24 protein-coding genes are annotated in these 24,871 nt (G+C 72.6%); 9 read left to right on the top strand and 15 right to left on the bottom strand.

The window, feature by feature from the left end:
* Positions 1–471 precede the first annotated feature (471 nt).
* Positions 472–1,074 (bottom strand): TetR/AcrR family transcriptional regulator, encoded by a 603-nt coding sequence (locus tag ABD901_RS23170; protein WP_345129216.1) that lies wholly within the window; start codon positions 1,072–1,074, stop codon positions 472–474.
* Positions 1,061–1,921, bottom strand: coding sequence for a class I SAM-dependent methyltransferase (locus tag ABD901_RS23165; RefSeq protein WP_345129215.1), 861 nt, complete (start codon positions 1,919–1,921; stop codon positions 1,061–1,063). Before ABD901_RS23165 ends, ABD901_RS23170 begins: the two co-directional genes overlap by 14 nt.
* A 126-nt stretch (positions 1,922–2,047) precedes the next feature.
* Between ABD901_RS23165 and ABD901_RS23160 the strand changes: the two genes are divergently transcribed.
* Together ABD901_RS23160 and ABD901_RS23155 are read left to right on the top strand one after the other, a co-directional pair.
* Positions 2,048–2,983 (top strand): RNA polymerase subunit sigma-70, encoded by a 936-nt coding sequence (locus ABD901_RS23160; RefSeq protein ID WP_345129214.1) that lies wholly within the window; start codon positions 2,048–2,050, stop codon positions 2,981–2,983.
* Positions 2,984–3,052: 69 nt separating this feature from the next.
* Complete coding sequence (locus tag ABD901_RS23155) at positions 3,053–3,799, top strand: alpha/beta fold hydrolase (protein WP_345129213.1); 747 nt, start codon at positions 3,053–3,055, stop codon at positions 3,797–3,799.
* Between the two features lie 12 nt (positions 3,800–3,811).
* Here the strand turns inward: ABD901_RS23155 and ABD901_RS23150 are convergent, their stop codons facing one another.
* The 7 genes from ABD901_RS23150 to ABD901_RS23120 form a co-directional block, all read right to left on the bottom strand.
* Positions 3,812–4,225 (bottom strand): hypothetical protein, encoded by a 414-nt coding sequence (locus tag ABD901_RS23150; protein WP_345129212.1) that lies wholly within the window; start codon positions 4,223–4,225, stop codon positions 3,812–3,814.
* Positions 4,226–4,466: 241 nt separating this feature from the next.
* Positions 4,467–4,829, bottom strand: a complete 363-nt coding sequence (locus tag ABD901_RS23145; protein WP_345129211.1) for a hypothetical protein — start codon at positions 4,827–4,829, stop codon at positions 4,467–4,469.
* 95 nt (positions 4,830–4,924) lie between these two features.
* Positions 4,925–6,205, bottom strand: a complete 1,281-nt coding sequence (locus tag ABD901_RS23140; RefSeq protein ID WP_345129210.1) for a S1C family serine protease — start codon at positions 6,203–6,205, stop codon at positions 4,925–4,927.
* A 624-nt stretch (positions 6,206–6,829) separates the two neighbouring features.
* Complete coding sequence (locus ABD901_RS23135; RefSeq protein WP_345129209.1) at positions 6,830–8,176, bottom strand: class I SAM-dependent methyltransferase; 1,347 nt, start codon at positions 8,174–8,176, stop codon at positions 6,830–6,832.
* Positions 8,173–9,546, bottom strand: coding sequence for an FAD-binding oxidoreductase (locus ABD901_RS23130; protein WP_345129208.1), 1,374 nt, complete (start codon positions 9,544–9,546; stop codon positions 8,173–8,175). Before ABD901_RS23130 ends, ABD901_RS23135 begins: the two co-directional genes overlap by 4 nt.
* A gap of 115 nt (positions 9,547–9,661) precedes the next feature.
* Positions 9,662–10,939 (bottom strand): RNA polymerase sigma factor, encoded by a 1,278-nt coding sequence (locus ABD901_RS23125; protein ID WP_345129207.1) that lies wholly within the window; start codon positions 10,937–10,939, stop codon positions 9,662–9,664.
* A 172-nt stretch (positions 10,940–11,111) separates the two neighbouring features.
* Entirely contained in the window at positions 11,112–11,801 is a 690-nt protein-coding gene (locus ABD901_RS23120) for an SRPBCC family protein (protein ID WP_345129206.1), read from the bottom strand.
* A gap of 66 nt (positions 11,802–11,867) precedes the next feature.
* On the opposite strand from ABD901_RS23120, the gene ABD901_RS23115 reads away from it, so the two are divergent.
* Positions 11,868–12,956, top strand: a complete 1,089-nt coding sequence (locus ABD901_RS23115) for an AOC03_06830 family ribosome hibernation factor (protein ID WP_345129205.1) — start codon at positions 11,868–11,870, stop codon at positions 12,954–12,956.
* Positions 12,957–13,051: 95 nt separating this feature from the next.
* Here the strand turns inward: ABD901_RS23115 and ABD901_RS23110 are convergent, their stop codons facing one another.
* Positions 13,052–13,621, bottom strand: a complete 570-nt coding sequence (locus ABD901_RS23110; protein ID WP_345129204.1) for a TetR/AcrR family transcriptional regulator — start codon at positions 13,619–13,621, stop codon at positions 13,052–13,054.
* Positions 13,622–13,702: 81 nt separating this feature from the next.
* Between ABD901_RS23110 and ABD901_RS23105 the strand changes: the two genes are divergently transcribed.
* Complete coding sequence (locus ABD901_RS23105; RefSeq protein WP_345129203.1) at positions 13,703–14,350, top strand: NAD(P)-dependent oxidoreductase; 648 nt, start codon at positions 13,703–13,705, stop codon at positions 14,348–14,350.
* Between the two features lie 133 nt (positions 14,351–14,483).
* On the opposite strand, the gene ABD901_RS23100 is transcribed toward ABD901_RS23105, so the two are convergent.
* From ABD901_RS23100 to ABD901_RS23090, 3 genes are all read right to left on the bottom strand, one after another.
* Positions 14,484–16,253: an ABC transporter substrate-binding protein gene (locus ABD901_RS23100; RefSeq protein ID WP_345129202.1), complete on the bottom strand. Its 1,770-nt coding sequence runs from the start codon at positions 16,251–16,253 to the stop codon at positions 14,484–14,486.
* 283 nt (positions 16,254–16,536) lie between these two features.
* A complete protein-coding gene (locus tag ABD901_RS23095) occupies positions 16,537–16,962 on the bottom strand; it encodes an RpiB/LacA/LacB family sugar-phosphate isomerase (protein ID WP_345129201.1) in 426 nt (141 codons plus the stop codon).
* 35 nt (positions 16,963–16,997) lie between these two features.
* Positions 16,998–17,930 carry a DMT family transporter gene (locus ABD901_RS23090; protein ID WP_345129200.1) on the bottom strand — a complete coding sequence of 311 codons (933 nt, stop codon included), beginning with the start codon at positions 17,928–17,930 and terminating at the stop codon, positions 16,998–17,000.
* On the opposite strand from ABD901_RS23090, the gene ABD901_RS23085 reads away from it, so the two are divergent.
* The 3 genes from ABD901_RS23085 to ABD901_RS23075 all read left to right on the top strand — a co-directional run bounded on the left by ABD901_RS23085 (position 17,929) and on the right by ABD901_RS23075 (position 20,798).
* Complete coding sequence (locus ABD901_RS23085; RefSeq protein ID WP_345129199.1) at positions 17,929–19,320, top strand: aminotransferase-like domain-containing protein; 1,392 nt, start codon at positions 17,929–17,931, stop codon at positions 19,318–19,320. The genes ABD901_RS23090 and ABD901_RS23085 overlap by 2 nt on opposite strands.
* A 109-nt stretch (positions 19,321–19,429) precedes the next feature.
* Entirely contained in the window at positions 19,430–19,954 is a 525-nt protein-coding gene (locus ABD901_RS23080; protein WP_345129198.1) for an RNA polymerase sigma factor, read from the top strand.
* Complete coding sequence (locus ABD901_RS23075; RefSeq protein WP_345129197.1) at positions 19,947–20,798, top strand: hypothetical protein; 852 nt, start codon at positions 19,947–19,949, stop codon at positions 20,796–20,798. The genes ABD901_RS23080 and ABD901_RS23075 overlap by 8 nt, the downstream gene beginning before the upstream one ends.
* A 428-nt stretch (positions 20,799–21,226) precedes the next feature.
* Here ABD901_RS23075 and ABD901_RS23070 read toward each other — a convergent pair whose 3' ends face one another.
* Complete coding sequence (locus ABD901_RS23070; RefSeq protein WP_345129196.1) at positions 21,227–21,625, bottom strand: STAS domain-containing protein; 399 nt, start codon at positions 21,623–21,625, stop codon at positions 21,227–21,229.
* Between the two features lie 361 nt (positions 21,626–21,986).
* Positions 21,987–22,616: an alpha-ketoglutarate-dependent dioxygenase AlkB gene (locus tag ABD901_RS23065; protein ID WP_345129195.1), complete on the bottom strand. Its 630-nt coding sequence runs from the start codon at positions 22,614–22,616 to the stop codon at positions 21,987–21,989.
* A gap of 75 nt (positions 22,617–22,691) precedes the next feature.
* Here ABD901_RS23065 and ABD901_RS23060 point away from each other — a divergent pair, with 75 nt between their 5' ends.
* Both ABD901_RS23060 and ABD901_RS23055 read left to right on the top strand, forming a co-directional pair.
* Positions 22,692–23,882: a cytochrome P450 gene (locus ABD901_RS23060; protein WP_345129194.1), complete on the top strand. Its 1,191-nt coding sequence runs from the start codon at positions 22,692–22,694 to the stop codon at positions 23,880–23,882.
* Positions 23,879–24,868, top strand: coding sequence for a hypothetical protein (locus ABD901_RS23055; RefSeq protein WP_345129193.1), 990 nt, complete (start codon positions 23,879–23,881; stop codon positions 24,866–24,868). Before ABD901_RS23060 ends, ABD901_RS23055 begins: the two co-directional genes overlap by 4 nt.
* Positions 24,869–24,871 lie beyond the last annotated feature (3 nt).

Below are 24,871 nucleotides of genomic sequence, written 5' to 3'. Positions count from 1 at the left end.
GGGCGGCCGCTGCAGGGCGCGCGGGCCAGCTCCCAGAGCGTCATCGCCCGGTTCCTGCCCGACGTCGACCCGGCGTTCGCGCGGGAGCAGTACCTGCGCTTCCGGGAGCTGTTCGTGGCCCGGCCGCTCGGCATCGGGCCGGCCGTGCGCGAGTACCCGAAGGGCACCGACGGCCCCGCCGACGTCGACAGCGGGCCGCTGCCGCTCGGGGTGTCGCTGTCGGCCACGGTCGTGACGATCGGGGCGGCGCGGGTCGAGGGCGACGATGCGCTCGCCTCGGCGCTGTCCAGCTACGGCGAGCTCGCGGGGGTGCCGCTGCCCACCTGGCACACCAAGCGCTACGCCCTCGGGCTGATGCCGGTCGGCGACGCCTTCCTCGTCTGGGCGCGCACCGCGCAGCCCTGGGTGTCGCCGCCGCCGGCCGCGCCGCCCGCCGTCATCGGTCCACTGTGGAGGGCGCCGTTGACGGTGCTACTCCTGCTGGTCGCGATCGCGCCCTGGCTGCCCCGGATCCGCCGGCGGTACCTCGATGCCCAGCGGGGCAAGCAGCGCGGCGACGGCCCGGGCATAGGCGGCGTGGTCGACGCCGTCGTCCCAGAGCGTCTGTAGGACGAGGCCCTGGTAGATGGCGATGAGCACGCGGGCGAGCGCGTCGGGCTCGGCCACGGCGCCGTCCAGGGCGGCCGCGGCGAGGCGCCGAGGCCGGTCGACGTTGTCGCGGGCCATCTCGCGGATGAGCGGGGAGCGGACCGTCTCGGCCCACACCTGCACGGCCAGGCGCAGCTCCCGGGCCGCGGCCGGGTCGCCGACGCCGCGCAGCACCTCCAGGTAGCCCGCGGCCGGGTCGTCGCCGAGCATGGCGGTGCGCCGCTCGTGCCACTCGGCGACGATGGCGGCGATCATGTCGTCCTTGCCGGTGAAGTACCGATAGATGAGGCCCGCGCTGATGCCGGACTCCTTGACGATGTCCTGCATCGACGTGCGGTGGAAGCCCTCCCGGGCGAAGCAGGCCGCGGCGGCGTCGAGGATCTGCCGGCGGCGGGCCGCGAAGTGCTCGCTGTCAACCTTGGGCATCCGCCACCGCGATCCGGTAGAACTCGGCGGTCGGCTCGTCGCGGCCCAGCGGTGCGAGGTAGCGCGCGGCGGCGTCGCGGGTGGACACGTCCTCGACCAGGCGCAGCCCCCGCTCGGCTAGGTACGCGGGCAGCTGCGCCGGGCGGAAGCCGAACGTCCACGGCTCCCCGCCGCGGCGCACGGCGTCGTGCCACTCCTCGACGCCGTCGAAGCCGCCGGTGCCGTCCAGCGCGGCCCGGTCGACGTAGGTGAACACGATCCGGCCGCCGGGCGCGAGCAGCGCGGCCAGGGCCCGCAGGGTGGCGTCGACGGCCTCGGCGCTCAGGTAGTTGGTGACGCCCTCCCAGACCACGACGGCGGGCGTCGCGGCGTCGAACCCGGCCGCGGCGAGCGCCGGCCCGAGCGCGTCGACGGCGAGGTCCACGGGCACGAACCGCACCCGCGCCGCCAACGCGGCCGGCACCCGGCGGCGCTTGGTGGCCTGGGTCGCCGGGTGGTCGACCTCGAAGGCGACGGGCGCGACGATACGGTGTGCGCGGTTGTCGAAGCCGGCGCCGAGCAGTACCAGTTGCCGGGCGCCGCCGTCGACCGCGGCGCGGACGAGGTCGTCGATCAGCCGGGTGCGCACCACCGCCGAGGCGCGCGGGCCGCCGGCGTAGCGGGTGTCGATGTACCGCACGATCCAGCGGTGCACGGGCGGGATGCGCGAGGCGGCGACGACCGCGCGGTACCGCGGCGAGAGCATGCGCGACGCGAGGCCGTCGTCAAAGAGCCGGTCGCCGCGGCGGCTCGTTTCCAGGGCGCGGAACAGGGCCACGTGCTCCGCCGAGCGGCTGCTGCCTTCCATGTCGCCGATAATACTGAATGAACGTCCATTTTCACGCGTGCGCGCTGCTCGACTTCGACCGCTCGGTCTGCCTACTGTTGATCGCGATGCGGCCCGCGCCCGACGGGCCGCCGGTCGAGGATCGCCGTGGCTGAACTCCCGTTGCCGGAACAGCTTCCTTTGGAGGAGCACCGCGCCGCCCTGGTGGGCTACTGCTACCGGATGCTCGGGTCGCCCTTCGACGCCGAGGACGCCGTGCAGGAGACCCTGCTGCGGGCCTGGCGCAACGCCGACCGGTTCGACCCCTCGCGGGCGCCGCTGCGCGGGTGGCTCTTCGCGATCGCGACCAATGTCTGCCTGGATCTGCTGCGGGCAGCGCGGCGTCGCGGCCTGACCGTGAACCTGGGGCCGGCGGCGGAGCCGGGTGCGGCTCTCGGGGTACCGTATCCGGATCTTGATCTTGTTTTTCCGGCGCCGGACGGGCTCGTCGTGCCGTCGTCGGGCGATCCGGCGGACATCGCGGTGCAGCGGGACACGGTCCGGCTGGCGTTCGTCGCGGCGCTGCAGGCGTTGCCGCCGCGACAGCGGGCCGTCCTGATCCTGCGCGACGTGCTCGCGTGGTCGGCGGCCGAGGTCGCCTCGCTGCTGTCGACGTCGGTGGCGGCGGTGAACAGCGCGTTGCAGCGTGCGCGGGCGGGGCTGTCCGCGCCGGTGGCGGCGCAGCCGATCGACGAGGGGCTGTTGCGGCGGTACGTGCGGGCGTTCAACGACAACGACGTGGATGCGCTGGTCGCGGTGCTGCACGAGGACGCCACGATGTCGATGCCGCCGTTGCCGTTCTGGCTTCGGGGCCGTGCCGCGCTGCTGGAGGCGATGTCCGCCTCGGGCGCCTGCGCGGACGCCACGCTGGTCCGCTGCGGCTCGTCGTCGTTCCTCCAGTACCGCAACGGCTCACCTTTCGCCGTGGTGGTTCTGGAGTGCCGTGACGGACAAGTCGGACATGTCACGACTTTTCTCGATAATTCGCCACTACAGGCCATGTTCGCTCGCTTCGCCGACGATTTCGCGACGGCGCCGGCGTAACAGCGGGCGTGTTCTGGCACACCGCCGCTGCGCCGATGATTTCGCGACGGCGCCGGCGTAGTACCGGTCATGACAGAGTTCTGGCACACCGCGTCCGGCTCCGGCGACCCGGTCGTCCTGCTGCACGGCGGCTTCAGCGACAGCCGCGACTTCGACACCAGCCTGACCGCCCTGGCCGACGCCTACCGCGTCTTCGCCTACGACCGCCGCGGCCACGGCCGCACCCCGGACCGCGACGGCCCGCTCACCATGTCGGTGCTCTCGTCCGACGCCGTCGACTTCCTGACCACGCAGGTCGGCGGCCCCGCGGTCCTGTGCGGGTACAGCGCGGGCGGCACCGTGGCCCTGCACACCGCGCTGCGCCGCCCCGACCTGGTGCGGGCGCTGGTGCTGATCAGCACCGCGTACTCGGTCGACGGCATGCTCTTCGCCCCCTCCGCCGACGCGCCGCTCCCGCCGCCGGTCGTGGCGCGCTATGCGGAGGTCTCCCCCGACGGCGCCGACCACCTCCCGGTGGTCCAGGCCAAGATCGCCGACGCGGTGGCGACCGAGCCCGCCCTGATCCCGTCCGACCTGGCGGCGATCACCTGCCCGACGCTGCTGGTGACGGCGGACGACGACCTGGTCACGTTGTCGCACACGGCATCGCTGCTGGCCGCGCTGCCCGACGCCCGCCTGGCGGTCCTCCCCGCGACGTCGCACCTGCTCCTGCTGGAGGCCCCCGAGCAGGCGACGTCGTTGATCCGCACCTTCCTGGCCGGCGCCTCCACTCCCCCGAAGACCCTGATGCCGCTGCGCCGCGCCGGGCGCGGGTGAGGCGGCCGCGTGCTACCGGGTGCGACGGCTCGGCTGCCTGAGCCGCGCACGGCTGCGAATGCGCTCGATCCGGGCTTCCGCGAGGCCCGGGTCGAGCATCCCCAGCCGGGCCCGCCGCTCGAGCCGGTACGCCACCACGTCCCCCAACGCCGCGTCCCCGCCCTTGCGCCACCGCTTGGTGTCCCACATGGACTTCTTCGCGCCCAGCCGCTCCTCGGTGCGCTCGGCGGCCTCGCCGTCGTCGGCCCCGAGCGGTCCGGCGGCTCCCGCCAGCAGCTGGCGCTCGCGGTGCCGATCGGCCCGGTTGGGGAACCGCTTGTTGCGCCGGATGTTGCGGCGGGAGCTCTTGTCGTTCTCCCCGTACGCGTTGCGGCCGTCGAGGGCGTAGCTCAGCGCCTTCTTCTCCTGCGGGTCCTTTCTCGACATCGCCCCACGGTAGGGCCGCCGGGCGCGATCGAGCATGGTGTTTTCCGGTCTCGCGCGTGCCCGCGACATGCGGGTCGGGTCGGGGCTGGGTCTGGGCTGCGGCGGTTCGGCTCGTGGCGTGTGCCGCAAAAGTCGTTCGGCGGCGGGGGCTGCCGGACTGTCCTCCTGACGGTACCAGGCCCGAAAAAAGCCGATCTTGGCGCGAACACCTAGCGTGCGCCGACGTTACCCACGGTAGCGACTAGAGGCCCAGGTCCGACAGCGAGGCGTTGCGCTCGCCGGTTACCACCAGCCTGCCCACGTGGCGGTGGGGGTCGGGCTCGGTGTCGGCGTCCGTTGCGGTGGCCACCGTCTCCAGAGTTGACCAGACCTCGGCCAAGGCCGTGGGGGTGCCTTGCAGGTACAGCGACGGGGAGCCGCGCAGCTCCACCGCCAGCGGGCCCTCCGTGTGGTGCTGGACCACCGTGCCGTTGAGGATCTGGACCTCGTGCGTGGCGGGGGCGGCGCGCAGCGCTGCCGCCAGGGCGCGTAACGCTGCTGGGGTGCCGGCCAGGTCGAGGTCGTCGCCGTGTACGCGTAGGCGGCAGCTGCGCTCATCGTTCATGGGGAACATTCTGCTGTACGTGACGCAGCGGCCCGCGTTGTGGCGAACGCGGGCCGCTGCTGCGAAAGGGAAGGGAAGCAAAGGGGAACTCTGTGTTACGGGGCCTCGCCCAGCGTCACGGTCACGGTCTGGTCGCTGCCGTTGCGGTTGACGACGACCGGGACCTTGTCGCCGGCCTTTGCTGCCTGGACGGCGTTGATCAGGGTCGTGGCGTCGTTGATCGTCGCGGTGCCGAACTTGGTCACGGTGTCGCCGGTCTTCAGGCCGGCCTTGTCCGCGGGGCCGCCGGCGACCACGCCGCCGATCAGGGCGCCGCCGCCGCTGCCGTCGGTCAGTTGGACGCCGAGGTACGGGTGGCTGACCTTGCCGCCCTTCACCAGCTGGTCGGCGGCCAAGCGGGCGCGGTTCGCCGAGATCGCGAAGCCCACGCCGATGTTGCCGTTGCTGTTCTCGCCCGCGGTGGCGATCGCGGTGTTGATGCCGACGACCTCGCCCTTGAGGTTGACCAGGGCGCCGCCGGAGTTGCCCGGGTTGATGGCGGCGTCGGTCTGGATGGCGTCGGCTATCGACTTGCCGCCCTGCTCGCCGGAGATGGTGCGGTGCAGGGCGCTGACGATGCCGGCCGTCACCGAGCCCTGCAGGCCCAGCGGGCTGCCGACCGCGAGGACCGTGTCGCCTACGCGCAGTGCGTCGCTGTCGCCGAACTTGGCCGGGGTCAGGCCCGACACGCCCTGGACCTTGATGACGGCGATGTCGCCGGCCGGGTCGGTGCCCACCACCTTCGCGGGGGCGGTCTTGCCGGTGCTGAAGGTCACCGTCAGCTGCTGGGCGCCCTGTACGACGTGGTTGTTCGTGATGATCTGGCCGTCCGCCGTCATGATGACGCCCGAACCCTCGGCCTCGCCCGTGGAGATGTCGACCACGCTGGGCAGCACGGCCTCGGCCACGCCGCCGACCGAGGAGCGGTCCAGGTTGGGCGCCGGGTCGCGCGTCACCACCGTTGGAGCGGCGGCCGGCTTGTCGTCGGCCAGCTGGGTGGCTATCACGCCGCCGCCGAAGGCCGATGCCGCTGCCAGCACGATGGCGCAGATGGCGATGGCGGCGATCCGGCCGCCTCGGCCCGGGCGGGGCGGCTGGGCGTAGCCGGGCTGTCCGTACGGGGGTTGGCCGTAACCGGGCTGCGCCGGCGGGTAGCCGGGCGGGGGCGGGGCGCCGTGGTGGCCGTACGGCGGCAGGCCCAGCTGGCCGAAGTTCGCCGTTTGACCGACATTTCCGTAATGGCCGGGCAGGCCGGACGTCGGGACCGGCGTGGTCGCGAAGGAGGCGGTGTGCCCGTTCGTGGCCGGGCGGCTCCACGGCGATCCGGGCGCCGGCATGCCCGGGGCAGGAGCGCCGGACGCAGGAGCACCGGAGGCCGGAACACCCGAGGCGGGAATCCCCGACGCCGGGAACGCCTGGGTAGGCGCCGGCGAACCACCAGGAGGGGCGAAACCGGGCGAAACGGAAGCAGCCGGCAAGGAACCGAACGCCGGAGGAGCCGGCGGCGAGACAGAGGCCGCCGCGGGACCGGACGACGCGGGGGCCGTCCACGGATCGGAAGACACGGGAGCCGGCCACGGATCGGGGTCGGCCGCGAAGGACGCGGGTGCCGGTGAAGGAGCGGATGAGGTGGGAGACGACGGCGCAGGAACGGGCGCCGGCGGGGAAGACAACGACGGGGACGGCGGGGGCCAGGACGCCTGGGGCGGCGGGGCCGCGGCGGGCGCCGGCGACGGCGCAGACCCGGACGCCGGCTCCGAGGTCGGCGGCGGCGCGGTGGGGCCGGGGGTCTCAGCGGCGTTCAGCGGGGCGTCCCACGGGCGGTCCTGGTCACTCATGGTGTCCAGACTGCACAGCTCTGCTTCCGCCAAACTGGATTCTCCCTGGGAGAAAGCCGAGAGTCGCAAAACGGTCACGGCGCGCGCGGCCCGCCCGAACGGGCCGCGCGACGCCGAAACGGGTCAGGGGGTCCAGTCGGGGCGCAACGGGTACGACGAGACGCCGTCCTTCGTGGTCTTCGTGGCCAGGATCTGGTGGAGCTGGATCTCGTTGCGCTCGAAGGCCAGGCGCGAGCCGGCCATGTACAGGCCCCAGACGCGAGCGGTGCCCAGGCCGACCTCGGCCACGCACTCGTCCCAGTGTTCCACCAGGTTGCGGTTCCAGCCGGCGAGCGTCAGGGCGTAGTGCAACCGCAGGTTCTCCTCGTGCTGGACCTCGAAGGCGGCGTCGTGCACGGCGCTGACGAGGCGGCCCGGGGAGGCGAGCTCGCCGTCGGGGAACACGTAGCGGTCGATGAAGGCGCCGGGCTTGTGCGAGGCGCGGTTGTCGGAGCGGGTGATGCAGTGGTTGAGCAGGCGGCCGCCGGGCTTGAGGCGGTCGCGCAGGGCGCCGAAGTACCGCGGGTAGTTGCGCACGCCGATGTGCTCGGTGAGGCCGATGGAGCTGACGGCGTCGAAGTGCTCCAACGGGGCGTCGCGGTAGTCCAGGTAGCGGACCTCGGCGAGGTGGGACAGGCCCTCGCGCTCGATGGCGGCCTGCGCCCAGGCGGCCTGCTCCTTGGACAGCGTGACGCCCAGGGCCTTCACGCCGTACTCGCGGGCGGCGTGGCGGACCATGCCGCCCCAGCCGCAACCGACGTCGAGCAGGCGCTGGCCGGCCTTCAGGGCGAGCTTGCCGGCCACGAGGTCGTACTTGTTGGCCTGGGCCTGCTCGAGGGTGTCGGACTCGGAGCGGTAGCAGGCGCAGGTGTACGTCATCGACGGGCCGAGCACCATCTCGTAGAAGCGGTTCGACACGTCGTAGTGGTGGTGGATGGCCTCGGCGTCGCGGCCGCGGGCGTGGCGCAGGCCGAGGCCGGCCAGGGTGCGCTTCCACCCGGGGGTGGCCTCCTGCGGCGGCGGCGCCGGCGGGAGCAGGCGCTCCCAGCCGAGGCCGCGGACGAGGCGCAGGGCCTCGCCGGGGGTCGGCATGTGCAGCTGCAGGCCGGTGGCGAGCTGGCGCAGCACCTCGTAGGGATCGCCGGGGTGCGCGCCGCGGACCTCGAGGTCGCCGGTCACGTAGGCGCGGGCCATGCCGAGGTCGCCGGGGGCCGTCAGCACGTAGGACAGGCCGCGCTCGGAGGCGACGTGCAGGCCGATGGCGGCGTCCTCGGGGCCGACGGCGCTGCCGTCGTAGGCGGTGATGCGCACGCTCGGCTCGCCCTTGGTGACGGCCCGGACGATGTCGGCGACGGTGGGCACGGGCGGCCGGCGGCGGGGCTGGCCGGGAACGGACCCGCGAGTGTTGCTCGAACGGTATGTGCTGGTCATTTGCGCCCCACAACCTTGTCGTAGAGGTCGGTCAGTCGGTGGCCGGGGTCGTAGCGGTCCTTGGCGGCGCGGTACGCGGTGCCGCCGTAGAGCCGGTCAAAGGTCTCCCGGTCGTAGTAGGCGTCGGAGTACAGGGACTTGTGGCCGCCGAGCTCGAAGACCTTGGCCTCGATCGCCCGGTTGACGTCGCCGTCGGCGGCGCCGGGGACGATCGGGACGGTGCCCCAGAAGCCGACGTTCACGTACGCCTGGCCGGCGTGCATCGGATACAGGGGCCACTCGCGCTCGCGCAGCCGCAGCGGGCAGAGCCAGATCGGGGCCATCGGCACCTCGGCGGCGAACCAGCGCAGGAAGTCGCCGGTGCGTTCCAGCGGCAGCTCGACGTCCTGGACGACCCGCTCGCGGTCGAGCTCGCCGCGCCACCGGCCGACGCGCGCGGCGAGGCCGTAGCGGTTCTCGAGGCGCACGATGCGGTGGTACACGTCCGAGCGGCGGTACCGGCGCGGCCACACCCGGCGCACGGCGGGGACCTGCGCGCCGAAGGCGGACGAGCACCAGAACCAGTCGGTGTCCCAGCGCCACAGGTAGTCGTAGGCGGAGAGCCGGTCGGTGCCCTTCGCGCGCAGCGACCGGTAGTAGATGTCCTGCCCGGTGTAGTCGCTGGTCGGGCCGGGCTCGTCGGTGAACTCGCCGAGCACGAGGTAGCTCTCGCCGGGGCGGAACACGACGCCGTCCATGACGTCGACGTGGCGGCCGTCGTGCGTGCCGGTCTTCATGACGTCGCCGACGGTGGCGAGCAGCTCGTCGATGTCGTCGAAGCGCACGTTGGCCAGGCGCACGCCGGCGGCGATCGGCATGAGCTCGATGCGCAGGCGGGTGGCGTACCCGAGACTGCCCAGCGAGTTCGGGAACGCCGCGAACAGCTCGGCGTGCTCGTTGTCGGGCCGCGCGGTGAGCACCTCGCCGGCGCCGGTGAGGATGTCCAGCTCCAGCACCGACTCGTGCGGCAGGCCGTGGCGGAACGAGGTCGCCTCGATGCCGAGGCCGGTGACGGCGCCGCCGAGGGTGATCGTGCGCAGCTGCGGCACGACCAGCGGCATGAGCCCGTGCGGCAGCGTGGCGTCGACCAGGTCCTCGTAGGTGCACATGCCCTGCACGTCGGCGGTGCGGGCGTCGGGGTCGACCTCGACGACCCCGCCGAGGCCGCTGACGTCCAGGCCGCGGCCGACCTGGGCGCGCGGCCGGAAGAGGTTGGAGGTCTTCTTGGCCAGCCGCACCGCGTCGCCGGGCGGAATGTCGGCGTAGGAGCGTTGCAGGGTCTCGACCGCCCGCCGGTGCGCCGCCCAGCCGACCGGTACCTGAGGTCCCACTCGATCACCTCCCAGTAGGCGAACCACCGTGAAAGTGGAGGCCCGCCTCAGCCAAACTTGCACACGCGGCAAGATCAGCCAACGCCTGGTGACTGAACTCACGCTCCGGGTGACGCTACGAGGTGAGCGACGTCAACCGGCGGGTGAAGAAGCGTCGCTCGGCCTCGCTGCCGGCCAGTTCCAGTGCCTCCCGGTAGGCGTCGGCCGCCTCGGCGTCGCGGCCGAGCCGGCGCAGCAGGTCGGCCCGGGTCGCCGGCAGCAGGTGGTACCCCGCCAGGGCCCCGCTCGAACGCAGCGCGTCGACGAGGGGCAGTGCGGCGGCGGGCCCGTCGGCCATGGCGACGGCGACGGCCCGGTTGAGCTCGACGACCGGGCCGGGCGCGATGCGGGCCAGCTCGGCGTAGAGCCCGGCGATGCGCGGCCAGTCGGTCGCCGCGGCGCTCGGCGCGCCCGCGTGGCAGGCCGCGATCGCCGCCTGGAGCTGGTACTTCCCGGCGCTCCCGCGCCGCCGCGCCCGCTCGAGCAGCGCGACGCCCTCGTCGATCGCCGCCCGGTCCCAGCCGCCGCGGTCCTGGCGGTCCAGCGGGACGAGGTCGCCGGCGGCGTCGACGCGCCCGGTCCGGCGGGCCTCGTGCAGCAGCATGAGGGAGAGCAGCCCGAGCGCCTCCGGCTCGTCGGGCATGAACCCGGCCAGCACGCGGGCCAGGCGGATCGCCTCGCCGGTGAGCTCGGCCCGCAGGCCGCCGCTGTAGCCGGCGTTGAACAGCAGGTACAGCACGGTGAGCACGGCGTCGAGCCGCTCGGGCAGCAGGTGTGCGGGCGGCACCCGGAAGGGGATGCCGGAGCGGCGGATCTTGTTCTTGGCGCGCACGATCCGCTGCGCCATCGTGGGCTCGGGCACCAGGAACGCCCGAGCGATCTCGGCCGTGGTCAGCCCGGCGAGGCTGCGCAGGGTCAGGGCGACCCGGGCCTCCAGCGACAGCGCCGGGTGGCAGCAGGCGAAGATCAGCTCGAGGCGGTCGTCAGGTACCGCGGGCGCGTCGTCGTCGAAGGGGTCGAACGGGTCGAAGGGGTCGGGCATCGCAACCTCCCGGAGCACGGCGGCCTCGCGCAGCTTGTCGGCCTCGAGGGCACGGCGGCGCAGCCGGTCGAGGGCCCGGTTGCGCGCGGTCGTGGTGAGCCAGGCGCCGGGGCGGCGCGGCACGCCGTCGGCCGGCCAGCGGCTCAGCGCCCGGGCGAACGCGTCCTGGGCGCACTCCTCGGCGAGGTCCCAGTCGCCGGTGAGCCGGATCAGCGCGGCGACGATCCGGCCCCACTCCTCGCGGTACGCGTCCGCCACCGCGGCCCGCACGTCCTCGCACAACAGTTCGGCCTCCTCCGGCGCGTTTGCCATGACGACGAACGGCGGGCGCCGGATCGGACAGCTCTTGGCACCGCGGACGTGGCAGCGGAGGGCCGCCAGGCCCGCAGCGGTTCGCCCAGTCTGGCTCGATGAGGCTTCGCTGTAATCGACCCAGACCAGGCGCTGGTGGCAATTACGGTCTGTAAGTGACGCGGCCCGAGTCCTATCTCAGGTTCTTGAACCACGCGCTCCAGGCCGACTCGATCTCCGCGGCCGGCGTCCCGGTGAAGTCGTGTACGGCGACCGCGTCCGCGCCGCCGAACGCCGAACGGCCGAAGAGGCGGATCAGGGCGCCCTCGGTGCGCAGGCCGGCGAAGTGCGGGTGGCGGTAGTCGACGACCGCCTCGACCGGTCCGGTGACCGGCGCGTCGAACCACACCGTCTCGCCCTGCTCCGCGTCGCCGGTGACGGCCCGGACCAGGGCCGCGAAGTCGTGCGGCGCGGGCGCGTCGATGCTCGCCCAGGTGGCCGGGCGGCCGCGGAAGTGCAGCAGGTACTGCGCGAAGGTGTGCAGGTAGAAGTCGGTGTGCTGGCTCGCGCCGTCGTACTGCTGCTCCCAGTCGTCGACGAAGATGCCGCTGTGCACATAGCGGAAGTGCGCGCCGCCCTCGACCGGGGTGACGACGTGCTCCAGCTCGTTGAACCAGCCCTCGGGGCCCTCCATGCGGCTGACCACCCGGTGCGGCGGGTCCCACACGGTCACGGTGCCGCCGAAGCCGGCCGCGCCGCCCTCGCGCGGCTCGTACTCGACCGGCCACAGCCAGCCGGCCGTGCCGCCGGTGAACCCGTTGAAGACGTCGACCTGGCCGACCGGCAGCGTGCCCTCGCGCACGATCTCGAATCGCTTCCCCACGCAGGCAGCCTAGGTCATTCCCCGCGGGCGGGGCCGGTCCTCGGCCAGCAGAGGCACGGTGGGCTCATGACGGTGAAGGATCTGGCCACGCTGACCCCGAGCGGGTACCCGGCGGTCTCGCTGCTGATGCCGACCCATCGCAAGGCGCCGGGGAACCAGCAGGACCCGATCCGCCTGCGCAACCTGCTGTCGGAGGCCCGCCGCCGCCTCGAGTCCGACGAGACCGTGCCGCGGGACGTGGCCAACCAGGTGTACGACGAGATCGCGACGGCGGCCGAGCGCGTCGACCTGCGGCACACCGGCGAGGGCCTTGCACTGTTCGCCTCGCCCGGCCAGGTGCACGTGCGCCTGCTGGAGAGCCCGGTGCAGGAGCGGGTCGTCATCGCCGACACCTACGAGGTGCGCGACGTCGTCGCCGACGCGGCCCGCCGCCACCGGTACTGGGCGCTGGTGCTCTCCGAGCAGCCGACCCGGCTGTGGAGCGGCGACGGCCCCGACCTCGTCGAGGTGAGCTCGCACGGCTTCCCGTTCACCCACGAGGGCCCCGGCGGCACGATGGGCCTGCCCCGCGACTACGGCCAGAACCCCAGCGCGCACCGCGACGAGCGGCACCGGCAGTTCTTCCGCGACATCGCCACGGCGCTCACCGACATCGACAGCCTCGACACGCGGCCGGTGTTCGTCCTCGGCGTCGAGCGCTACCTGGCGCTCTTCGAGCAGGTCTGGGGCCGCCCGTTCGCCGGCACCGTGACCGGCAACTACGACCACGCCGGCGCGCACGAGGTGTATCAGCTGCTGGCGCCGCGCCTGGCCGCGTACACGGCGATGGAGCAGGTCGCGGCCCTGGAGTCGCTGGACGCGGCGCGCGGCGCGAACCGCTTCGCCGCCGGCCTGCCGGAGGTGTGGTCCCTGGCGCAGCAGGGCCGCGGCGCGCACCTGCTGGTCGAGGAGGGCTACCACAGCCCCGCCTGGGTTCACGAGGACCACCTGCACCCGCCGGAGCAGGAGCCGCACGCCGACGGCCCGGGCACGCTGCTCGACGACGCCGTCGACGACGTGGTGGAGTCCGTGGCCCGCCAGGGCGGCGACGTCACGTTCGTGGGCGACGACAGCCTCGCGGCCGACGGCCGGATCGCGCTGATCGTTCGTTATTAAGGGGACTCGGGTCCGCGCAACTTGCGACCGTTGTTCCCACCAGACACCGCTGCGGGCCTGGCGGCCCTCCGCTGCCAGGTCCGCGGTGCCACGATCTACAGCCGCAGCTGGGACACGAAGGCCGCGGCGGCCGTGCGGTCGTCGCGGGGTTCCGGCATGAAGTGCGTGATGAACGCGTGCTGGAAGCAGGCGCCCAGGATCAGCCCGGCCAGGGCCTCGGTGTCGGCGTCCGGCGCGATGCGGCCCAGCTCCTGCTCGGTGCGCAGGTAGGCGGCCAGGGCCTCGTTGGCCCGGTGCGGGCCCAGGTTCTGCACGCGCAGGCGCTCGCGGTGCGCGGACAGGATCGCCGGGTCGGAGAAGATCGAGGCGAACATCGGGAAGCCGTCGCGGTAGAACGTGATGCACACCTCGGCGAGCTCGGTGAGGATGTCGCGGACCGGGTCCGTGCCGGCGCGCCGCGGCAGGGTCTGCAGCATCGGGATGAACTGCGGCCCGCGCTCGTGCAGCACCATGACCATCAGCTCGAGCTTGTCGCGGAAGTGCTTGTACAGCGTCGCCTCCGAGAAGCCGGCCTCCCGCGCGATCTCCTTCGTCGTGGCGTTGGCCAGGCCGCGCTCGCGCAACACCCGCGCGGCGGCGTCGAGGATCACGTCACGGGTCGCCACGGCGGCAACCCTTCCCGAACTGCGTCACGCATGTCATTGTAGGGGTTAGTGAGCACTCACTAACCACTCGGGGAGGGCGCAGTGAAAATCACCGTGTTCGGGGCGACCGGCGGCATCGGCTCGCAGCTGATCCGGCAGGGCATCGCGCGGGGCCACGCGATGACCGCGGTCACCCGCCGGCCCGTGGACCTCGGCTGCGACGTCGTCGTGGCCGAGTTGGGCGACGCCGAGGCCATCGCCGGAGCCGTCGCCGGGCGCGACGCCGTGCTGTCCGCGCTCGGCCTGCGCGTGGCGGAGATGCGGGCCCGCCGCAAGCTGGACCCGTCCGCGCGCAGCAGCGTGCAGGCCGACGGCGCCCGCGCGCAGGTCGCCGCGATGCTCGCCACCGGCGTGCGGCGCATCGTCAGCGTCGACGCGGCCGGGCGCGTCGCCGACTCCGGTGACGGGTTCGTCACGCGGTTCGTGGCCAAGCCGCTGCTGCAGCGGCTGCTGCGGGAGGGCTTCACGGACCTCGCCGTCGCCGAGCGCGTCCTGCGCGACAGCGGCCTTGACTGGACGCTCGTCTCGCCGCCGCGGCTGACCGACGGGCCGCAGCGTCCATATCGGACGGTCGTGGACCGCAACGTGCGCGGCGGCGGGACCCTGTCGCGCGCCGACGTCGCCGACGCCATGCTGCGGGCCCTGGAGGAGCCCGGCTGGGTACACCACCGCGTCAACGTCGCCTACTGAGAAACGCGGCCCGGGTCCGTCGGGCCACGGACCCGGGCCGGACGCGTCCGGCCACTCCAAGGAGGAAGAGCGGCCGGACGCGTCACCGCCGTGCCCGGGAAGTCCCTCGTCGACCCGGGCACTCCCGAAGCGGTCAGCTCATGACGCCCAGGCTGCCGAAGTCGTACATGCCGTAGTACTGGGTGACGAAGACGTTGGTCAGCCGCGGGTTGCGGTAGTTCAGCGCCTTGTCGTAGGTGAACGGCAGGTACGCCGCCGACTCCGAGACCTTCTTGTTGATCTGCTTCCAGATCTCGGCGTTCTTGGCCGGGTCGGCCTCCGCCCGTGCCTGGTCGATCAGCGCGTCGATCGACGGGTCGGCCAGCTCGGCGTAGTTGTTGTTGCCCGACGCCGAGATCGCCCGGCTGTCGACGAGCACCTGCAGGAAGCCCGACTCCTTCGGGTAGTCCGCGCCCCAGCCGGCCATCATCAGGCCGTAGCCCTTGTTGTGGACGTTGGACGGCGAGCCGATGATCGAGCGGAAGTACAGCGCAGCGTCCTGCGGGTCGATCTTGGCGTTGATGCCCACCACGGCGAGCGCCTGCTGCAGCGCCTCGGCCGTCTTGGGCTCCTTGCCGGAGTTGCGGGTCGCGAGCACCGTGTCGAAGCCGTTGGGGTGCCCGCACGCGGCCAGCTCCTCCTTGGCCTTGTCGATCTGCGGCTTGCCCGACTTCGTGTTGAACACGTCGTCCTTGTCGTCGTGACCGGCCATCGTCGGCGGGAGCATGTTGGTCGCGATCTCACCGCCGGCGTCGGGGCCGCCGCGCGCCGTCTGCATCGTGATCTTGTCGGTCGCGTACTGCACGGCCTTGCGGCAGTGGATGTTGTCGAACGGCGCGACCTTGGTGCTGATGGCGACGTATCGGATGAAGCCCGTCACCGGCGCGTCCGCGTTCTTCTTCTTGTCCGCGTTGAGCAGGATCTTCGGCTGCGTGCCCTGCTGCACGCCGGTCTGGGCGATGTCGAGGTCGACCTCCTCGGACAGCAGCTCGTTGTCGATCTCCTCGACCGCGGTGCCGTAGGTGACCTCGACCCGGTCCGGCAGCGCCTTGCGCACGGAGTCGGTCTTCGGGTCCCAGTACTCGTTGCGCACGAGCGAGAGCTTCTTGCCCTCGTCGTACGACTCGAACTTGTACGGGCCCGAGGAGAACGGGCGGTTGGCATACTGGGTGCCCTTGTCCTGGCTCGCCGGCACCGGACTCGCAGACGGCAGCGACAGCAGCAGCGCGAAGTCGGAGTTGGGCTTGTCGAGCGTGAAGATGATCGTCGAGTCGTCCGGCGTCTGCACCGACCGCAGGCCCAGCTTGGCCGGGTCGGCGTCCTTGTACGGGCCAGGGTACTTCTGGCCCTCGTCGAGGATGTCGACGAGGTACTTGGGCCCGGCGTTGATGACGTCGGTGGCGAAGATGCGCTCGATGCCGTACTTGATGTCCTTGGACGTGATCGGCGACCCGTCCTCCCACTTCAGACCCGACTTGAGCTTGAAGGTGTACTTCTTGCCGCCGTCCTCGATCGCGGGCATGTCCGAGGCCAGGTCGGGCACGAGCTTGAGCCCGTCCGCGCCGGGCTTGGCGTCGTTGGTCAGCAGCGAGCGGACGTAGAAGCCCTTCATGAAGTTCCAGACCTGCGCGTAGTACGCGATGGCCGGGTCCAGCGAGTCCGGGTTGTCGTGGACGGTGAGCTTGAGCGTGCCGCCCTTCTTGTCGGACGGGTTCAGAATTTTGTCGACGGCCGCGTTGAAACCGGAGTCTTTGGTGCCGCCGTTGTTGCTGGTATTGTCGCTGCTGGAGCCGCCACCGCAGGCGGACAGCAGCAGTGCCGCCGTGGCCACACCGGCCACGAGCGCACTTGCTCGCTTATTCACGTGTCGGACCTTTCCAGGCGCCGCGGTTGTGGTGCCGCGGATCAGGGGGTGACCGCACGCGGGCAGCACGGATCGGCCGGCGTCCACTCAGGACCGTCCACAGTGGTCCAGGGCGCAGGCATGCACCACGCCCACCCATGGCGGTCGCGAAAACGTCGGTAGATCCTGATGTTCAGTTGGCTACGTCGCGTGCGCGGCGATGTTCGTCGCCGTTCACTGTGCAATGACCTCGGGCTCGTCGGCCCGGTTGCACCCCGGAACTCTTTACCGGATAACGGATTGGTCACCGAGGGGCGTCGAGCCTCTTCAGCAGCGCAATGTTCTGCGCCTCGTCCGGATCGGGCGACGGCACCTCCAGGAACGCCCGCAGCACCTCGACGGCCACGTCGGGCGCGAGCCGCTTGAGGCTCATCGCGAGCACGTTCGCGTCGTTCCACAGCCGCGCGCCCCGCGCCACCCACGGGTCCCACGCGACGGCGGCGAGGACGCCCGGCACCTTGTTGGCCGCGATGGCGGTCCCGGTGCCGGTCCAGCACATGACGACGCCGAGGTCGGCGCGCCCGTCCACGACGGCGCGCCCGACCCCGGCACCGAGGTCGGGCCACGGCAGCTCGTCGAGCCGGACTATCTCGTGCCCGGCCGCTTCGAGCTCCGCCACCACGGCGTCGGTGGTCGCATTACGGTCGTCGGCAGCGAAGGCGATGCGCACGCCCTCATTGTGCCCCGGTCAGTGTTGCGCCCCGGTCAGTGTTGCGCCCCGGTCAGTATCGCTGCGGCCGGTGCGGTGCTCCTGAGGCGCTGGGTCGCGGCGACGCAGGCGAGCACGGCGACGGCGGCGACCAGCGCGACGGCGGGGACGTGCTCGTGCAGCAGCAGCGCCGACCAGGACATGGTCAGGACCGGCTGGCCGAGCTGGATCTGCCCGACGCGGGCGACGCCGCCGCGGGCCAGCCCGGCGTACCAGGCGAAGAACCCGAGGAACATGGACACGACGGTGAGGTAGCCGAACCCGGCCCACGCCCCCGCCGTGGCGTGCGGCGGGTGGTAGGCGGCCGCGACCCCGGCGATGGCGACGGTGAACGGCAGCGCGAGCACGAGCGCCCAGCAGATGGTGCGGGCCCCGCCGAGCTCGCGGGACAGCGCGCCGCCCTCGGCGTACCCGAGCCCGCACAACGCCACCGCGGCCAGCAGGAACAGGTCGGCCGGCCCGACCGCGCCGGAGACGGCGCCGCTCAGCCCGAGGAACGCGAGCACGGCGACGAGCCCCGCACCGCCGGCCACCCAGAACGCCGGAGCCGGCCGCTCGCGGGCCCGCAGCACCGCGAACCCGGCGGTGACGGCCGGCAGCAGCGCGATGACGACGGCGCCGTGCGTCGCGGTGCTCGTCTGCAGGGCGAGGGACGTGAACATCGGGAACCCGGCGACGACCCCGAGCGCCACCACCGCGAGCCGCCGCCACTGCACCCGGCTCGGCCGCGGCGCGCGCACGATCGCGAGATACGCGACGGCGAGCAGCCCCGCCCCGACGGCCCGCCCGAACGCGACGAACCACGGGTCGAGATGCTCGACGGCGACGCGGGTGGCCGGCAGCGACATGCTGAACGCGAGCACTCCCAGCGCTCCGAGCCCCGCCCCCGTTATCGCTTTCCGGCGAGTAACGTTATCCTTGTCTTCCATGAATGACGATAACGCAACGCTCCGCGTTATCCAAGATCTCCGCACCCGGGCGGCCGCGTCCGCGCCCGGCACGCGCCTGCCAACGGTGCGCGAGCTGACGGCGGAGCACCGCGCGTCGCCGATCACCGTGAGCCGCGCGATCCGCGCCCTGGCCGCCGAGGGCCTGCTGGACACCCAGCCCGGCCGCGGCACGTACGTGGCCACCCACGCCGTGTCCCCACCCCGCCCCGACCTGTCGTGGCAGTCGATCGCCCTGGGCCCACGCCCGGCGGGCGAGGACGCGATGCAGGCCCTCCTGGCGATACCACGCCCGGGCGCGATCCCCCTGTCCAGCGGTTACCTGGACGCGGACCTCCAGCCGTCCGCGTCGCTGGGCGCCGCGCTGGCGAGGGCGGCCCGCCAGCCCGCGAGCTGGCTGCGCGGCCCGGTCGAGGGCCGCGAGGACCTGCGCGCCTGGTTCGCCCGCGGCGCCGGCGGCGCGATGCGCGCCGAGGACGTGGTCATCTGCCCCGGCGGGCAGTCGGCCCTGTCGACGGCGTTCCGCGCCCTGGCCGCCCCCGGCGACGCCGTGCTGGTGGAGTCACCCACCTACCTGGGCGCCCTGGCCGCCGCCCGCGCCGCGGGCCTGCGCGTGGTCCCGGTCCCGGCCGACGCCGAGGGCGTGCGCCCCGATCTGCTGGCGGCCGCGTTACGCCGCACCGGCGCCCGCCTCTTCTACTGCCAGCCCATGTTCGCCAACCCACACGGCGCGACGCTCTCCCCCGCCCGCCGCGCATCGGTCATGTCCGAGATCCGCACCGCCGGCGCCTTCCTCCTCGAGGACGACTACGCCCGCGACATGTCCATCGACGGCGATCCCCCGCCCCCACTGGTCGCCGACGACCCGGACGGCCACGTCATCTACCTGCGCTCCTTGACGAAGTCCGCGGCCCCCGGCCTACGGGTGGCCGCCATCGCCGCCCGGGGCCCCGCCGGCGCCCGCCTGCGCGCCGCCAGGGTCCTGGACGACTTCTTCGTCTCGGGCCCGTTGCAGCAGGCCGCGCTGGACTTCGTGACGTCCCCCGCCTGGCCCCGCCACCTGCGCACCCTGCGCACGGAGCTACGCCTGCGCCGCGACGCCCTCCTGGACGCCATCCGCCGCCACCTCCCGGCGTGCCCCGCCCCGCCGGTCCCGCGCGGCGGCATGCACGCCTGGCTCCCCCTGCCGGACGGCACCGACGACGTACAGCTGACGACATCGGCCGCCGCGGCCGGCGTGGTCGTCTTCCCCGGCCGCCCCTGGTACGCCGCGGAGCCCGACGCCCCACACCTCCGCCTGACGTTCGCCGCCGCCCCACCGGACCTGCTGGACGAGGGCGTGCGCCGCCTGGCGAGGGCGCTGTCCTCATAGGCGCCCGGATTGCCCGGCTCCTGGCATGTCGAACGGGCGTTGAAATGATCGGCCGCGAGCGGACACGTATCCGGTGACCATCGCCCACCGCGAGACCGGGAGCCATACCTTGGCACGAGCACCCTCCAGCACCGCTCGGTTCGAAGACCTCTATCGCAGCTGTTATCAGGACCTGCTCGGCTACGCGTTGCGCCGGGTGGACCGGCCGCAGGACGCCGCCGACGTCGTCGCCGACACGTTTCTCGTGGCGTGGCGACGGATCGGCGAGATACCCCTCGATCGGGCTCGCCCGTGGCTGTTCGGGGTGGCTCGCAACGTGATGGCCAACCAGCACCGGGCGGACCGGCGGCGGGCCGACCTCGCCGAACGGCTGCGGCAGGAGCTGTCGCAGGCGACGGTGGTGCAGCCGGACGTTCCGGCCTCGCTCGGCGCGGCATTCGCCACCCTGACCGAGGCCGACCGGGAGGTGCTGCGGCTCGTCGCCTGGGAAGGGCTGAGCGCCGAGGACCTCGCCGTCACGCTCGACTGCTCCGTCAACGCGGCCCGAATCCGGCTGCACCGGGCCCGCAAGCGCCTCGCCGACGCGCTCGCGCAGACCTCCGTCACCACGCCACTGAGGAGCTTCGATGCATGACGTCGACGAGGAGCAGGACGCCCTGATCCGTCTGCTCGCCCCGACCGTCCACCTCCGGACGAGCCCGGACGAGACCCTCATGCGGGCCATCATGGCCACCGCGGATCGCCCCGGGCGGGCCCTCACCCGACGGCGTTGGCTGATCGGCGTCCCGATCGTCGCCGCCCTTGCCGCGGCCGCGTTCGCCGCCTTCGCCGCACTGCCGGCCTCGTCGCCCGTCGGCGGACCGGCACCGGCCAACGCGCTGTCGATCACCGAGGACGCCGGCTACCTGGTCATCACGATCAAGGATCCGTCCGCCGACCCGGCCCGCTACGAGGCCGAGCTCAAGCGCCGCGGCCTGGACATCAAGATCTCCCTGGCTCCGGTCCGGCCGGAGCAGATCGGCATGGTCATCTTCGACGAGGTCGGCGAGCCCGGGCAGCTGACCTACATCGAAGACCCCGGCCACTGCACGTCCAACGGAGCCTGCACCGTCGGCGTCAAGGTCCCGCTCAACTTCAAGTCCTACGCCCGGATCACGTTCGGCCGCGCCCCACTGCCGGGCGAGCAGGACGAGGTCGGCACCCAGTCCGGCGGCGGCGCCAAGACCGACGCGCTGCACGGCAAGACCGTCGCCGAGGTCCGCAAGATCCTCGCCGCCCAGGGCAAGACCATCCTGTACCGCGTCGGCTGGCAGTCCCTGGACGCCCCGGCCGACCAGGTCCCCGGCTCGTGGAAGGTCTACGACGCCGCCTACGGCACGGACAACAGCATGGTCATCTGGGTGTCCCCGGACGGCACCCCGCCCACCAACCCCAACCCGAGTTCCAGCCGCCGCGGTGGCGCCGGCGAAGGCAACTGACACACCCCGGGGGCCGGCCCGTCCGGCCGGCCCCCGGGCACCTGCCGCGGCCTGACAAACGGTGCCCATGCCCCGGGACGCAGACTCGACCGGAACAGCATCCACCGACCCCTCTTCCGCGTCCACGACAGCGACCAACTCCTGGCCGATGTGCCCCGCACCGCCGCCAAGGCCATCGCCCGGTTCAAAGTCCGCAAACCCGAGCCCACGCGACACCCGAAAGGGGCTGGCTGATGCAATGCTGAATCGTGCACAGTCAACCGAGTCGCGGCCGCACCTGGCAGGCCACTGACCGCACCGGCGCCCCGCTGGACGATGACTGATCTGTCACGGACGTCCCGAGACTCGACAATGCGAAACCGGCCTCGAGCAGGCCGAAAACGCATGATCGTGGAAACAAAACGCCGGACGCGGCGGCTCGGGCGCCCTCAGGCAGACTTCGGCGGCGCCCACCCGCTGTTGCCGGTCGGCGTGCTGAGGACCTCGAGCAGCCCGAGCATGCTGAGCACCCGCCGCACACCGGGGCTGGGATTGACGACCCAGAGATCGCTGTTGTTGCTGATGGCATGTGCGCGGGCCGACACCAGCTTGCCGATCCCGGTGGAGTCGATGAAGGTCACCATCGCGAGGTCGACCTCGACGGCCCGAGCGCGCACGTCGTCAATGGCCCGGAACAACACGGACTTGAGCTCGGCGACGCTCTCCATCGTCACCTCCCCCGCCACCCGCACCCGGAGCGCCTGCCCCGGCAACGGTTCCACGGTGACGTGCAGTTCGGGAAACACCCCAAAGCGATCGGCGGGACTCATCGACGGCTCACCTTCCACGATCCGAGCCGCTCTCACGATACGGCCATCGCGCAACCCAGTCACCAGGCGACATCGCCCCACACGAAAAAGCCCAACCATGGATTCGGCCCCCACGGAGAACGGAGAACCGCGCCCCGCGCCGGACCGCACCAAAAGCACGAACGCCGATTGCGCCCCCACCGCGAAACCGCAAGGTCGTCGGCTTCAACCGCGCCCCGCGCCGGACCGCACCAAAAGCACGAACGCTGACTGAGCGCCCACTACCAAACCCGCAAGCGCCGGGGGTTTTCAGAGCCACACGTTCCCCCGGCCCCCCGCCCCCGGCTCCCCGGCCCCCCGCCCCCGGCCCGCCCCGGCCCGGCCCGCCCGGAAGAAACGATCACGCCACCCCAGCCGGCCGAAACTGCACGCTGACCCGCGGCCCAACCGCCCGAGCAGTCTTGGGAATCGCATGCTCCCAAGTCCGCTGACACGACCCACCCATCACGATCAGATCGCCATGCCCGAGCGGAAACCGAACACTGTCACCGCCACCGCGCGGCCGCAGCAGCATGGTCCGCGGCGACCCGAAGGACACGATCGCGACCATCGTGTCGAAGCGCGCCCCGCGCCCGATCGTGTCGCCGTGCCAGGCGACGCTGTCGCGGCCGTCGCGATACAGGCACATCCCGGCCGTCATGAACGGCTCGCCGAGCTCCTCGACGTAGTGGGCGGTCAGGCGGCGCCGCGCCTCCGTCAGCAGCGGATGCGGCAGCGTCTCCTCGGCCGGATACCACCGCAGGAGGCGCGGCACGTCGACGACGTCGTCATACATCTTGCGGCGCTCGGCGCGCCACTCGACCTCGTGCAGCAGGGTCTGCAGGATGGCGTCGGAGCCGAGCACCCAGCCGGGAAGGTGATCGACCCACGCGCCTCGGCTCAGCTGGTGCCGGGTGACCTGGCCGGTGAGCGAGCCCAGGGAGGGGCCCGCGATGTCGAACATCGACGGCTGGTACGCGAGGTCAATCATGAGGGAATCGTACCCGATTTCGAACAGGCGTACGAGCCGACTCGCCGTACCGTGGGCAGGCTTTACTCTATGTCGATGGAGACGGCACGCAAGGTCGATCGGGGCGCGGTGGAGGTCGGCTGCCCGGTCGAGCGCGGCGACGACGGGGTGTGGCGGGTGCGCGGCCACGCGGCGGGCCGGGCGGTGCTGCGCAGCACGGACACCGTGCAGGCGGGGCTGGGAGTGGAGACCGTCGAGAACCTGCCGCCGAAGATCCGCCGGCCGGTGCTGTATCGCGACGGGGAGGAGCACCGGGAGTACCGACGGCGGACCGCGCGATTCTTCACGCCGCGGCGGGTCGACGAGCACTATCGCGACCTCATGATCGAGATCGCCGAGCGGCAGCTGGACGTGCTGCGCCGCGACGGCGAGGCCGACCTGTCGACGCTGAGCTTCCGGCTGGCCATCGACGTGGCCGCGGCGGTGATCGGCCTGACCGAGAGCCGGCCCGGCATCGACGAGCGCCTGCAGCGCTTCTTCCCGGAGAAGTTCGGCCGCCCCGGCCTCACGAGCATCGACGGCCTGCGCTGGTTCTTCCGCCAGAACGTGCAGTTCCTGACCATCTACCTTAAGGACGTCCGCCCCGCCATCCGCCCCCGCCGCCGCGCCCGCCGCGACGACCTCATCTCGCACCTGCTCGACGAGGGCTGCCGCGACGGCGAGATCCTCGGCGAGGTGATCACGTTCGCGGCCGCGGGAATGGTGACGACCCGTGAGTTCGTCAACCTGGCCGCCTGGCATCTCTTCACAGATCAAGAGCTGCGGATTCGGTACCTCGAGAGCCCCGAACCGGCCCGCTTCGCGCTGCTGCACGAGCTGCTGCGCCTGGAGCCGGTGGTCGGCAACCTGAAGCGCCGCACGACGGCCGGGGTGAGCGTCCCCGGCCCCGGTGGCACGACGGTGACGATCCCGCCCGGCGAGCTGGTCGACATCGCGGTGAGCACCGCCAACCTCGACCCGGCCGCCGTCGGCGCCGACCCCGGCCAGGTGTGCCCGGCCCGCACCCTGCCGACCGGCGTTGCCCCGATGGCGCTCTCCTTCGGCGACGGCCCGCACCGCTGCCCCGGCGCGCACGTGGCCATCCAGGAGTCCGACATCTTCCTGACGCGCCTGTTCGCGCTGCCGGGCCTGCGCATGACGCGCGCGCCGCGGATCACGATGAAGGAGGACATCTCGTCGTACGAGCTGCGCGACCTGACGGTGTCCATCGACCGCGCCGCGTCATGACCCGCCCGGCCCTGCGGCGGCGGGTCACCCTCGCCGCGCTGTGGACCGCCTGCGTACTGCTCATCGTCCTGGCCGGCGCGTCGCAGGGCTTCGCCGCGGGCCGCTTCACGTGGCCGTCGTGGATACTCGCGGCGGTCACGGCCGTGCTCGCCGCCGTGCTGAGCCTCGCCAAGCGGCCGCTCGAGCTCGCCAGCGCCGCCCTCGGCCGCCCGATGGAGCGCCGCCAGCGCCAGCGCGAGATCGTCGAGTCGATACCCGGCTACGGCGTGCGCGTCGACGAGTCGACTGCGCGGATCGAGATGGACGTCCATCCGTCCGTCGAACTCCCGGAGGGCGCCGATCCCGGGCTGTCCGCCTACTTCCCGGAGTACGTCGCCCGCGACCTCGACGACGACATCCGCGCCTGGATCCGCAGCCGGAAGGCGTCCGGCGGCTTCATCGTGCTCGTCGGCGACGCGGCCGCGGGCAAGACGCGCATGCTGTACGAGGCGCCGCGCCACGAAGTGCCGTCCTGGCAGATGCTCTGCCCCGACGGCGCACAGGTGCACGCGCTCGCCCAGTCCGAGGCCGGCCTGGCGCCCGCGGTGCTGTGGCTGGACGACGTGGAGACGTACATCGGCGCGGGCATGCTGACCGGCGTGACCCTCAAGCGGCTGATCTCGCGTCCGGGCCAGCCCGTACTCGTGGCCGCCACCATCCGCACCGAGGAGCTCGCCAAGGCCTTCGAACGGCCGGCCTCGGGCGACGAGCCCGAGATCAACCGCCAGTGCGCGAGGTGCTCGGCAAGGTCGGGCGCTGGTCGCGAACCGGGTCGCGACAACCTGCGGATGCACTGGTCGCAGCTTCGGGCCGCGTACGGGCAGGACGGCGTCGAGGTGCACGTGCGGACCGTCGAGGCGTACGCCGAGGGCCTGCTGCACCGCGGGGACGCCGAGGCCGCGGCGCTGTGGCGGGAGCGGGCGGGCGGGCCGTGGGTGGAGGGCTGAGGG

The sequence above is a fragment of the Dactylosporangium darangshiense genome (assembly GCF_039537565.1).
Taxonomy (GTDB): Bacteria; Actinomycetota; Actinomycetes; order Mycobacteriales; family Micromonosporaceae; genus Dactylosporangium; species Dactylosporangium darangshiense.
Note: the sequence above shows the minus strand (reverse complement) of the source record. Positions and strands in the feature narration are given on the sequence as shown.

Excerpts from the sequence above, each read along its gene's own strand:
- ABD901_RS23065 (WP_345129195.1), bottom strand. The coding sequence starts at position 22,616 with ATGATTGACCTCGCGTACCAGCCGTCGATGTTCGACATCGCGGGCCCC.
- ABD901_RS23165 (WP_345129215.1), bottom strand. The coding sequence starts at position 1,921 with ATGGAAGGCAGCAGCCGCTCGGCGGAGCACGTGGCCCTGTTCCGCGCC.
- ABD901_RS23075 (WP_345129197.1), top strand. The coding sequence starts at position 19,947 with ATGCATGACGTCGACGAGGAGCAGGACGCCCTGATCCGTCTGCTCGCC.
- ABD901_RS23135 (WP_345129209.1), bottom strand. The coding sequence starts at position 8,176 with ATGACCAGCACATACCGTTCGAGCAACACTCGCGGGTCCGTTCCCGGC.
- ABD901_RS23150 (WP_345129212.1), bottom strand. The coding sequence starts at position 4,225 with ATGTCGAGAAAGGACCCGCAGGAGAAGAAGGCGCTGAGCTACGCCCTC.
- ABD901_RS23090 (WP_345129200.1), bottom strand. The coding sequence starts at position 17,930 with ATGGAAGACAAGGATAACGTTACTCGCCGGAAAGCGATAACGGGGGCG.
- ABD901_RS23055 (WP_345129193.1), top strand. The coding sequence starts at position 23,879 with ATGACCCGCCCGGCCCTGCGGCGGCGGGTCACCCTCGCCGCGCTGTGG.
- ABD901_RS23060 (WP_345129194.1), top strand. The coding sequence starts at position 22,692 with ATGGAGACGGCACGCAAGGTCGATCGGGGCGCGGTGGAGGTCGGCTGC.
- ABD901_RS23145 (WP_345129211.1), bottom strand. The coding sequence starts at position 4,829 with ATGAACGATGAGCGCAGCTGCCGCCTACGCGTACACGGCGACGACCTC.
- ABD901_RS23155 (WP_345129213.1), top strand. The coding sequence starts at position 3,053 with ATGACAGAGTTCTGGCACACCGCGTCCGGCTCCGGCGACCCGGTCGTC.
- ABD901_RS23125 (WP_345129207.1), bottom strand. The coding sequence starts at position 10,939 with ATGGCAAACGCGCCGGAGGAGGCCGAACTGTTGTGCGAGGACGTGCGG.
- ABD901_RS23170 (WP_345129216.1), bottom strand. The coding sequence starts at position 1,074 with ATGCCCAAGGTTGACAGCGAGCACTTCGCGGCCCGCCGCCGGCAGATC.
- ABD901_RS23140 (WP_345129210.1), bottom strand. The coding sequence starts at position 6,205 with ATGCCGGCGCCCGGATCGCCGTGGAGCCGCCCGGCCACGAACGGGCAC.
- ABD901_RS23115 (WP_345129205.1), top strand. The coding sequence starts at position 11,868 with ATGACGGTGAAGGATCTGGCCACGCTGACCCCGAGCGGGTACCCGGCG.
- ABD901_RS23085 (WP_345129199.1), top strand. The coding sequence starts at position 17,929 with ATGAATGACGATAACGCAACGCTCCGCGTTATCCAAGATCTCCGCACC.